We start from the raw sequence: 10,783 nt of genomic DNA on the forward strand, positions 1-10,783 counted from the left end.
AGGGGCGCCGGTGCGGCGGCTGCGCAAGGCGTCCCGGATGCCGAGGATCCATGCCTCGACACGGGTGAGGAGCGGCTCGACCCAGGGCAGCGCGAGCAGGATGAGCAGGCCCGCGGCCCAGCCGAGCAGGACGTCGCTCAGCCAGTGCGTACCGAGATAGACGGTGGTGAGGCCCACGCTCAGCGAGACCACGGCGGAGAGCGCCGACAGATAGCGGCGGGTGCGCGGGGTCGAGGCCAGATAGGCGAGGATTCCCCAGGTCACGACGGCGTTGGCGGTGTGGCCCGAAGGAAATATATCGCCGCCCTGCCACATCTCGTTGGAGCCGATCACGGTGGCGTAGTGCGGGCCGAGGCGGCCCATGCCGATCTTGGCGGCGCCCACCGTGGCGTTGAGCAGCAGCAGGGCCGCGCCGAACATGAGCAGCGGCCGCAGCGTGTGCTGCCGCCAGGAGCGCCAGCCCAGCCAGGCCGCGACCATCACGGCGGTCGGGCCGCGCTGGCCGAGCACCACCAGGTAGTCGAGGAAGCCGTGGATCTCGGGCCACTGCTGGTAGGGCCGGAAGAACATGACCTGCCAGTCGAACCGCACGAGCCAGGACGTGGTCAGGACGGCGACCACGATGGCCAGATAGAAGGCCAGCGTCGCGCCGAAGAGCACGACCCGGTGCGGGCTCATCCTCGGCACGCTGAGGAGGGCCGGCCGTTCCGGCTCACGGTCTAGCCGGGCGAAGAGCCGGTCCAGACGGGTCAGGTTTCGTTCGGTACGCACCCAATCGACGTTACAGCGAGTGAGTGCCCCCTCAGGTCGATTCGAAGGCTTTGTGATGACGATGTGATGTGGCATTGATCTCAGGTCCCGGTTTATTCCGGCCGGAATCCCTATTCAATGATGCCCGCTTTACCCAATGCATTGATCATTACGCGGGCGGTTTTAGGCGGCTTATGAATTCGTTCACCGGGGGCTGGTGCGGAATTCTCCCGGTGCTCACCGCCCGCTCACCGCCCGCCCACGGAAATGATCTTGAGTGGGTGATCTTGGCGGGATCAGGGCGGTCCGGAGCCGTGCAGCCAGAAGGCCCCGTACACCGCTCCGACGACGGCCACACCGCCCAGGATCAGCGCCGACCTGCTCGTACGCAGCCGCGCGAGCGCCACCGCGAGGGGCAGCAGGAGGGGGAAGGCGGGCATCAGCAGGCGCGGCTTGGAGCCGAAATAGCCGGACGCGCACAGCGCGAGCACCACGACGATCCCGCAGTAGACCAGCAGCGCCGGCGGCTGCCCCTGCCGCACCCCCACGACGTACAGCCAGATCACCCCGGCCACTCCGAGGATCAGCCCGATCCCCGCGAGCGCCCCCGGCACGGACGTGAACTTCTCGGCGACGAACGTCGCGAAGGCGTAGCCGCCGTCGAAGCCGTTGCCCCACTGCTTCTGCACGTCGAGATAGCCGAACAGGCCGTCGCCCGTCCGGTGCCCGACCCACAGCACGTAGGCCGCCGCGCCGAGCGGCGCGAGCAGCACCCCGAGCAGCACGCGCCAGTCGCGCCGCACCACTACAGGCCGCTCACCCGCCCGCCTCCTGCGGTACGCCGCCAGGGCCGCCGTCACCCACACCGCGGCGACCACGGCCGCGCCCACCGGCCGGGTCAGGCCGGCCAGCGAGGCGAGCAGGCCCGCCGTCACCCAGCGACCGGTCATGACCGCGTACAGCGACCAGGCCGCGAGCGCGGTGAACAGCGACTCGCTGTACGCCATCGACTGCACGATGCCGACCGGCAGCACGGCCCACAGCGCGACGGCGCAGACCCCGGCCTTCTTCCCGTACAAGTGATCCGCGACCGCGAAGATCCCGCCCGCCGCGCACAGCGACGCGACCGAGCTCACCACCAGGCCCGCGTCCGCGTACGACAGCGGGCTGATCGCCGACACGGCCCGCTCCAGCCAGGGCAGCAGCGGGAAGAACGCCAGGTTCGAGTGGACGCTGCCGTCGGGCAGCGTCACCTCCCAGCCGTAGCCGAAGTCGGCGACGCGGGTGTACCAGAGCGAGTCCCAGCGGGCGGTGAGCAGGGTGTGCGGGCTCTTGCCCGCCGCGGCGCCCCAGACGGCGAGCACCGCGAGCCCCAGCGCGCGCACCCCGGCGTACACAAAGAGCGCGGGCGCCGCACGGCGCAGCGCGAAGCCGGTTCGGTGCCCCGTCGCGGGGCGCTGATCAAGATCGGTCACGGGCTCGATTATCGGCTGTCCACCCGACTGGTCGTGCCCACGCGAACTTCACCGGCACGAGCGAACGTGGCACACGCCACACCCTCGCACCGCAACCATGAGAGGTCCGCCACGCGAGGCAGCCGCGGACTCGCGTACGCTGACGGCCACTCGCCGTTCACAGCCGCCACAGCCGGACGACCGGATCCCGACCGGATCCCCAAGGTCCCGCCGGCCCCCCACCTGGCCGCACTCGCGAGGAACCACTGGGAGGTACGCACATGTCCGGGACGACCACGGCCGCCGCTCCATCCGGCCGTCGGACCCCCGGCGCGGGTGCGAACCGCTGGGTGGTGCTCGTCGTCCTCTGCGTCAGCCTGCTGCTCGTCGCCGTCGACGCCACCGTCCTGCACGTCGCCGTGCCCGCCGTCACCGAAGACCTCAAGCCCGGCGCGATGGAGCTGCTGTGGATCGTGGACATCTATCCACTGGTCTGCGCCTCGCTGCTCATCCTGTTCGGCACCCTCGGCGACCGGGTCGGCCGCAGACGCGTGCTGCTCCTCGGCTACGGCCTGTTCGGCGTGGCCTCGGCCGTCGCCGCGCTCGCCGACACCCCGCACGTCCTGATCGCGGCCCGCGCGCTGCTCGGCGTCGGCGGCGCGATGATCATGCCCGCGACGCTCTCGATCCTGCGCCAGGTCTTCCCCGACCGGCGCGAGCGCGCCCTCGCGATCGGCATCTGGAGCGCCGTCGCCGCCGTGGGCGCGGCCTGCGGGCCGCTGCTCGGCGGTTTCCTGCTGGAGCACTTCTGGTGGGACTTCTGGTGGGGCTCGGTCTTCCTCATCAACATTCCGCTGATGCTGGTCAGCCTGCCCGTCGGGCGCTGGCTCCTGCCCGAGTCGACGGGTCGGCGCAACGGGCCGTGGGACGTGGTCGGCGCGCTGATGGCCGCCGGTGGCCTGTTCGGCCTCGTGCTCGGCGTGAAGCGGCTCGGCAGCGGGGAGTCGCCGTTCGGCGCCACCACGCTGCTCGCGGTCGCGGTGGGCGGCGGGCTGCTCGTGGCCTTCGTGCGCCGGCAGCGGCGCAGGCGCTATCCGCTCGTCGACCTGGCGATGTTCACGCGGCCCGCGTTCAGTACGTCCGTGGGGTGCATCGTCCTCGCGATGCTCGCGCTGGTCGGCCTCGAACTCATCGCCGCGCAGTACCTCCAGCTCGTGCTCGGCCTGTCCCCCCTGGAGACCGGGCTTCGGCTCCTTCCCCTCACCATCGCCGCCATGGCCGCCGGGCTCGCCGGATCCCGGATGCTGCAGCGCTTCGGGCCGCGCGCGATGGTCGCCACCGGGTTCGCCCTCACCGCGCTCGCCGTCGCCGCGCTCACCGCCATGGGCGGCGAGGACAACGCTCCGCTCATGCTGACCGGCTTCGTGCTGCTCGGCTTCGGCCTGGAGACCACGCTCTTCGGGGCGTACGAGTCCATGCTCAGCGAGGCCCCGCAGACCCAGGCGGGCGGGGCCGCCGCGATCGGCGAGACCTCCTACCAGCTCGGCGCCGGTATCGGCATCGCGCTGCTCGGCAGCGTCATGAACGCGGCGTACGCGCCCGGGCTCTCGTCCGTGCGGGGTGTTCCCGCCGCGGACAGCGCGGCGGCGAGCCATTCGCTGGGCGAAGCCTATGAAGTCGCCTCGCGGCTCGGCGGGGCCCAGGGCGACGCCCTGCGGGCCGCCGCGCGCGACTCCTTCGTGCACGGGCTGCATGTGACCCTGCTGGTCAGCGCGGGGCTGCTGCTGCTCGGCGCGCTGGCCGCGCTGCGGTTGCCCCGGGTGATGGATTGCGGTGCGCCCGCGGCGTGCGAGGCGGGGGCGGCCCGCGAGCGGACGGGGGTTCCGGTGGAGTCGCTGCGCTGAGCTTTCCCCAATCCCGCCCCTTCCCGTAACCAGGGGGCTCCGAACGCCGGACGGGCTAAAACCTTGCCGCACCGGCGAAGCCCCCGGCAGGGCCGCCCACGCTGGACGTCCCGCACGCCGCGCCGTAGCGTCAGCCGAGCCGTACCTGACTACCACCGCTAGTTAAGTCCGCCGGAGGCCCCCGCAATGTCGTCCGCAAGCAGCCGCACCCCCCTGCCGCCCTTCGACCCCGCCGACCCGCTCGGCCTCAACGACCTCCTCGACGCGGAGGACCTCGCGGTCCGCGACACCGTCCGCTCCTGGGCGGGAGACCGCGTCCTGCCGCACATCGCCGAGTGGTACGAGAGCGGCGAGCTGCCCGGCGTACGGGAGCTGGCCCGGGAGCTCGGGGCGATCGGCGCCCTCGGCATGCCGCTCACCGGCTACGGCTGCGCGGGCGCCAGCGCCGTCCAGTACGGGCTCGCCTGCCTGGAGCTGGAGGCCGCCGACTCCGGCATCAGGTCCCTCGTCTCCGTGCAGGGCTCGCTCGCCATGTACGCCATCCACCGCTTCGGCTCCGAGGAGCAGAAGCAGCGGTGGCTGCCGGGCATGGCCGCGGGCGAGATCATCGGGTGCTTCGGCCTCACCGAGCCCGACCACGGCTCCGACCCGGCGTCCATGCGCACGTACGCGAAGAAGGACGGGACCGACTGGGTCCTGACCGGGCGGAAGATGTGGATCACGAACGGGTCGGTCGCGGGCGTGGCCGTGGTGTGGGCGCAGACCGACGACGGGATCCGGGGATTCGCCGTCCCCACGGACAGCCCGGGCTTCTCCGCGCCGGAGATCAAGCACAAGTGGTCGCTGCGCGCCAGCGTCACCAGCGAGCTGGTCCTGGACGAGGTGCGCCTCCCCGCCGACGCGGTGCTGCCCGAGGTCACGGGGCTCAAGGGCCCGCTGAGCTGTCTGTCGCACGCGCGCTACGGCATCGTCTGGGGGGCGATGGGCGCCGCCCGCGCCAGCTTCGACGCGGCCGTGGAGTACGCCAAGACCCGCGAGCAGTTCGGCCGGCCCATCGGCGGCTTCCAGCTCACCCAGGCCAAGCTGGCGGACATGGCGGTCGAACTCCACAAGGGCGTCCTGCTCGCGCACCACCTGGGGCGCCGCATGGACGCCGGCCGCCTGCGGCCCGAGCAGGTCAGCTTCGGCAAGCTCAACAACGTACGAGAGGCGATCGAGATCTGCCGCACCGCGCGCACGATCCTCGGCGCCAACGGCATCTCGCTCGAGTACCCCGTGATGCGGCACGCGACGAACCTCGAATCGGTGCTCACCTACGAGGGCACCGTCGAGATGCACCAGCTCGTCCTCGGCAAGGCGCTCACCGGACTCGATGCCTTTCGCTGAGCGCGCGATTCCGCTGAGCGCGCGGGGCGCGGCGGACGGGCACGGCGAGCGGCCCTGCCTCAGCTCTGGTTGAAGAAGCCGTCCGCGCGGTGGGGCGTGGCTTCCCCGTTGACGATCTCCGTGTTGGCGGGGGTCAGCAGGAACACGCGGTGCGCCACCCGGTCGATGGAGCCGCGCAGGCCGAAGATGAGCCCGGCCGCGAAGTCGACGACGCGCTTGGCGTCGGCGGGCTCCATCGACGTGAGGTTCATGATGACCGGCACGCCGTCCCGGAACAGCTCACCGATGGCGCGGGCGTCGCGGAAGCTGTCCGGCGTGACCGTGCCGATCCGGCCCTTGTCCTCGGCCACGTCCGAGGCCACCTTCACGCGCGGGTCAGTGACCCATGCCTCGGCCGCCTCCGGGCCGTCGGCCGCGTCGTCTTCGTATCCGTCGTAGTAACGCTCGTCGTTGTTGTCGTCGACGAGGCCAAGCCAGGCACTCGCCTTGCGCACCGATCCCATGGACGCCTCCTCTCGCAGCGGTCTGCTTGCGTTCCGCATCCCTATGGTCGTCCATGATGCGGATGGTGCGCCAAGGGGATAGTCGCCGCGCGGGGTTTTCGTGACGGTACTGGCACACAGTCAATACGGCTACGCGCGGGATTCTTCAAGGGTCCTGCCGTGTACGGCTGCTGACAGAGAGTGAAATATGATTCTTCGCGGCGTATGGGTGACGGACGGTGCGTACGGGTGAACTGAACGATCGATACGATGCCGGAGTTCGGCCCGCGGGCCGTCCCGGCCGCGTGGATCGCGCGGTTCATCGGACTCGTCGCACTCTTCGCACTCATCGACTGGTCGACTGGTCCACTCTTCAGACATCGGATTCATAGCGCTCACGGGGGAGTCGCCATGTTCGGAATCGTCAGGCCCTGCAGTCATCGCCTCGGCGAAGGGCTCAAGACCCAGTGGATGGCGCATCTGTGCGGGCTGTGTCTCGCGCTGCGCGGGGACCACGGGCAGTTCGCCCGCGTCGTGACCAACTACGACGGGCTCCTCATCTCGGTGCTGACGGAGGCTCAGGCCGAGCGCGCCACTGGCCGGCGGCGCACCGCGGGCCCCTGCCCGCTGCGCGGCATGCGCACCGCGTCCGTCGCCCAGGGCGAGGGCGCGCGGCTCGCCGCGGCCGTCTCGCTCGTGCTCGCCTCCGCGAAGGTGCGCGACCACGTCGTCGACGGCGACGGCCTGTTGGCGCGCAGGCCGGTGGCCGCCGCCGCCCGCCGGGTCGCGGCGAAGTGGGGCAGGGCGGGCGCGAGCACCGGCGCCGGTGTGGGCTTCGACACGGCGGTCCTGGTGGACGCCGTCGAACGGCAGCAGGGCATCGAGGCGTTGGCGGGCCCCGGCACCTCCCTGCTCACGGTCACCGAGCCCACCGAGACCGCGACCGCCGCCGCCTTCGCGCACACCGCCGTGCTCGCCGGCCGGCCGGGCAACGCGGAGCCGCTGGCCGAGGCCGGGCGGCTGTTCGGCAGGCTCGCGCACCTCCTCGACGCCGTGGAGGACAAGGAAGCCGACGCCGCGTCGGGGGCGTGGAACCCGCTCACCGCCACCGGGACCTCCCTGGCCGAGGCGCGGCGCCTCGCCGACGACGCGCTGCACGGCATCCGGCTCGCGCTGCGCGACGCCGAGTTCACCGACGGCAAGCTCGCGCACATGCTGCTCGCGCACGAGCTGGGCAGGTCGATCGACCGGGCCTTCGGCGTCGACGGGTGTGGGCACGCCCATCAGGTGACGGCTCATCAGGGCGGCTCGTTCGGGCCGCCTCCGGCGCAGCAGGGCGGGCCGTACGGAGCTCACTCCGGTGGTCCGTACGGCCCGCAGAATCCGTACGGGGGCGGCAATCCGTACGGCGGCGGTGGGCCGGGTGGGCCGGGTGGTGCCAGTGGGCCGGGTGGCCCCGGTGGTCCGGGTGGCTTCGGCGGCGGTCCCGCCTTCGAGCCGCAACCGCCGAAGCCCGGCAAACGCGGCTTCTGGGCGGGGTGCGCCGTCGCCATCGGGTTGTGCTGCACCTGCAAGATGTGCTGCGCCGACCAGTACGAGGGCCCCTGGTCCCGCAAGAAGCGCGAGGGCTGCTGCAGCAACTGCGGAGACAGCGGCTGCTGCTCCTGCTGCGAGTGCTGTGCCTGCTGCGACTGCGGGCTCTAGACCGGTCCTGGTCCAGTACGTCTTTGGGTGGTGCTGGTCGTGCGAGGGGAGGGGTGCGTACACGTACGCATGTGAAGGCGGGGCAACGGCGCGTGGGCGCACGGGAGTCACGGGGGCACGGAAGTGACGGGAGTTCGGCGACGGTGAGACGGCTCGTCCGCATGATGGAACGCGCGGGCTCCGGGCCCGGACGCGCGGGCGTGACAGGCCGGCTCAGCAGTGCGTCAGCACGAAGAAGCGCATCAACACGACGCCGACCACACGCGACCGAAGTCGATGTGGGAGCGCGTGACCAGCCGCGGCTGTGGATGCATGAGCACAAGTGGAACAGGCATCCGTTTCTGCGTCAACTGCCCTGAGACGTACGGCTCATATTCTGGACAACGCCCCGGGCCGCTCCTGGACAGCCTTGACAACACGTGCAAAGCGCCCCGTAGTCTCAGAGGGCGGACCTGTGCTGAGGGGCTCGGTCCGGACGGCCCGCGCGGCCCATGTGAAGGCATGACCCGTCCTGACGGAGCCTTCACATGCCATCCGACGCCCCCGCCGAAGACCCCCTCGCCGCGCACGCCCGGCCAGGGACGCCCGCCCTGGTGATCGTCGGCGCGGGCCCCCGCGCCACCGGTCTCGTCGAACGCATCGCCGCCAACGCGCCCTCCCTGTACGGAAGTTCGCGGCTCGACATCCACCTGGTCGACCCCTACCCGCCGGGCCCCGGCCGGATCTGGCGCGAGGAGCAGTCGCCGCTGCTGTGGATGAACTCGCACGCGCAGGACGTCACGATGTTCACCGACGACACGGTCGACATCGCCGGGCCCGTGCTGCCCGGACCCGCGCTGCACACCTGGGCGGACGTCGACGGCCAGGTCTTCGCCGGACGGCGGCGGCAGGGCGCCTATCTGCGCTGGGTGTACGAGAAGTCCGTGGCCGCCCTGCCGCCCGACGTCGCCGTCCACCACCACCCCCACCGCGCCGTGCGCCTGACCGGCCCCCCGGACGGCCGCCAGGAGGTGTGGCTCGAAGGCGCCGACCACCCCCTCCCCGCCGACCTCGTCATCCTCGCCCAGGGCCACCTCGACGCCGAACTCGACGACGAGCAAAGGCACTTGCGGCGCTACGCCCGCCGCCACGGCCTCGTCCACCTGCCGCCCGACTTCACCGCCGACACCGACCTGAGCGCCCTCGAAGGCGGCGAGCCCGTCCTCGTACGCGGCTTCGGGCTCGCCTTCGTCGACCTGATGGTGCTCCTGACCGAGGGGCGCGGCGGCCGGTACGAGGGGGACACCTATGTGCCGTCGGGGCGCGAACCCGTCCTGTACGTCGGCTCGCGGCGCGGCGTGCCCTACCACTCCAAGATCGGCTACACCTGGGACGGCGGCGAACGGCCGCCGCTGCCACGCTACTTGGGGCCCGAGCAGATCGACGCCCTGCTCGCGCGGCCGGACGGCTACGACTTCGCCCGCGACGTCTGGCCGCTCGTCGAGAAGGAGCTTGGCTTCGCCCACTACCACCGCCTGTTCACCGCCCACCCCGAGCGCACCGCCATGGCCTGGCGGGACTTCGACGAGAAGTACGCCGTCTGCCCGCCCGGCAGCCCCGAGCTCGCCGCCCTGGTCTCCGCCGCCGTGCCCGACCCCGCCGACCGCCTCGACCTCACCGCGCTCGACCACCCCCTGGACGGCGTCCGCCACACCTCGTACGAAGGACTCCAGGAGGGCCTGCGCGCCTACATCACCGCCGATCTCACCCGCCGCCACGACCCCGCGCACAGCCCCGACCTGGCCGTCTTCCTCGGCCTCCTGTCCGTGTACGGGCAGGTGGTGCGGCTCGGCGACATCGGGCCGTGGTGGCACGGCTACTTCAGTTATCTGGCGTCAGGTCCGCCGGGACCGCGGCTTCGGCAGCTGCTCGCGCTGTCGCGGGCCGGGGTGGTGCGGTTCCTCGGCGCGGGCATGACCGTGGCGGCGGGCGGGGGAGTGTTCCGGGCGCGCAGTGCGACCGTGCCCGGGGCGAGCGTCACGGCCCGCGCGCTGGTCGAGGCGCGGCTGCCGCAGCGCGGCTGCCGCAGCCGACGCTCGCCCGCACCCGCGACCCGCTCCTTCGCGCGCTGCACGCCGAAGGGGTCGCCGAGACGCCCGACGGCCTGCTGTCCGTCGACCCCGCCGACGGCCGCGTCCGCACCCGCGCCGGCACCCCGCACCCGCGCCGCTTCGCCCTCGGCCCCCACACCGACGCACGCGGCGCCGGCGCCTTCACCCGGCCGCGCACCAACAGCCCCTCGTTCCGCCAGAACGACGCCACCGCGCGGGCGGTGCTCGCCTTCCTCGCGGACGCGGCGCCATGAGGCGGGCAGCCGCCGCCTCCACCGTCGTCCATCCACCCCTTGCCGAGAGAGGTTCACCCCTCATGACCACACCACCAGCCACGAGCCGCGGCCCCCTGCACCTCGCCGCCGCCATCGACCAGTCAGGCGCCTACGAAGCCGCCCCCTACACCGAGCTCGCGCGGCTGGCCGAACGCGGCGCGCTGGACTTCGTCACACTCGGCGACTCCTTCGCGCACCAGGGGCTCGACGCGCTCGCCGTCCTAGCGCGGCTCGCCCCGGCCACCGGACGCGTCGGCCTGGTGCCGACCGTCACGACCACGCACACCGAGCCCTTCCACGTGCAGGCCGCGGTGGCCACCCTCGACTGGGTCAGCCACGGCCGGGCCGGCTGGGCGGTGGAGGTGTCGGCGACCGAGGCCGAGGCGAAGCTGTTCGGGCGGCGCCGGGCCGCGCCCCGCGAGACGCTGTGGCGCGAGGCGGGCGAAGTCGCCGACGTGGCACGCCGGTTGTGGGACAGCTGGGAGGACGACGCGGAGATACGGGACGTGGCGACCGGCCGCTTCGTCGACCGGGACAAGCTGCACTACGTCGACTTCGAGGGCCGCACCTTCTCCGTGCGGGGCCCGTCGATCGTGCCGCGGCCCCCGCAGGGCCATCCCGTGGTCGTCGTCGACGCCACCGGCGGCCCCGCCCGCGAGACGGCCGTCCGGCACGCGGACGTCGCCCTGGTACGGGCCGCGAGCCCCGCCCAGGCGGGCGCCGCACGCGCCGACCTGC

The 10,783-nt window shown here is 72.4% G+C and carries 7 protein-coding genes and 1 pseudogene; 5 read left to right on the plus strand and 3 right to left on the minus strand.

Features of this window, described 5'->3' with window-relative positions:
- Window positions 1–771, minus strand: a 771-nt coding sequence (locus STRAU_RS24475) for a phosphatase PAP2 family protein (protein ID WP_037661650.1), incomplete at its 3' end; no start/stop codon positions are given.
- 275 nt (window positions 772–1,046) lie between these two features.
- On the minus strand, window positions 1,047–2,225 hold the full coding sequence (locus STRAU_RS24480; protein WP_037661637.1) for a glycosyltransferase family 39 protein: 1,179 nt from the start codon (window positions 2,223–2,225) through the stop codon (window positions 1,047–1,049).
- 260 nt (window positions 2,226–2,485) lie between these two features.
- Between STRAU_RS24480 and STRAU_RS24485 the strand changes: the two genes are divergently transcribed.
- Window positions 2,486–4,108, plus strand: coding sequence for an MFS transporter (locus tag STRAU_RS24485; RefSeq protein WP_037661639.1), 1,623 nt, complete (start codon window positions 2,486–2,488; stop codon window positions 4,106–4,108).
- Window positions 4,109–4,294: 186 nt separating this feature from the next.
- Complete coding sequence (locus tag STRAU_RS24490) at window positions 4,295–5,494, plus strand: acyl-CoA dehydrogenase family protein (RefSeq protein ID WP_016643073.1); 1,200 nt, start codon at window positions 4,295–4,297, stop codon at window positions 5,492–5,494.
- A 59-nt stretch (window positions 5,495–5,553) separates the two neighbouring features.
- On the opposite strand, the gene STRAU_RS24495 is transcribed toward STRAU_RS24490, so the two are convergent.
- A complete protein-coding gene (locus tag STRAU_RS24495) occupies window positions 5,554–5,997 on the minus strand; it encodes a cell division protein SepF (protein WP_016643074.1) in 444 nt (147 codons plus the stop codon).
- A gap of 390 nt (window positions 5,998–6,387) precedes the next feature.
- Between STRAU_RS24495 and STRAU_RS24500 the strand changes: the two genes are divergently transcribed.
- The 3 genes and pseudogenes from STRAU_RS24500 to STRAU_RS24515 form a co-directional block, all read left to right on the plus strand.
- On the plus strand, window positions 6,388–7,680 hold the full coding sequence (locus tag STRAU_RS24500; protein ID WP_037661642.1) for a DUF5685 family protein: 1,293 nt from the start codon (window positions 6,388–6,390) through the stop codon (window positions 7,678–7,680).
- Between the two features lie 527 nt (window positions 7,681–8,207).
- Window positions 8,208–10,024 (plus strand): annotated as a pseudogene (locus STRAU_RS40520) (FAD/NAD(P)-binding protein).
- A 62-nt stretch (window positions 10,025–10,086) separates the two neighbouring features.
- Window positions 10,087–10,783 (plus strand): LLM class flavin-dependent oxidoreductase (locus STRAU_RS24515; RefSeq protein WP_037661648.1); only part of this gene is annotated, 697 nt, incomplete at its 3' end.

This window comes from Streptomyces aurantiacus JA 4570 (assembly GCF_000414115.1).
GTDB lineage: Bacteria > Actinomycetota > Actinomycetes > Streptomycetales > Streptomycetaceae > Streptomyces > Streptomyces aurantiacus_A.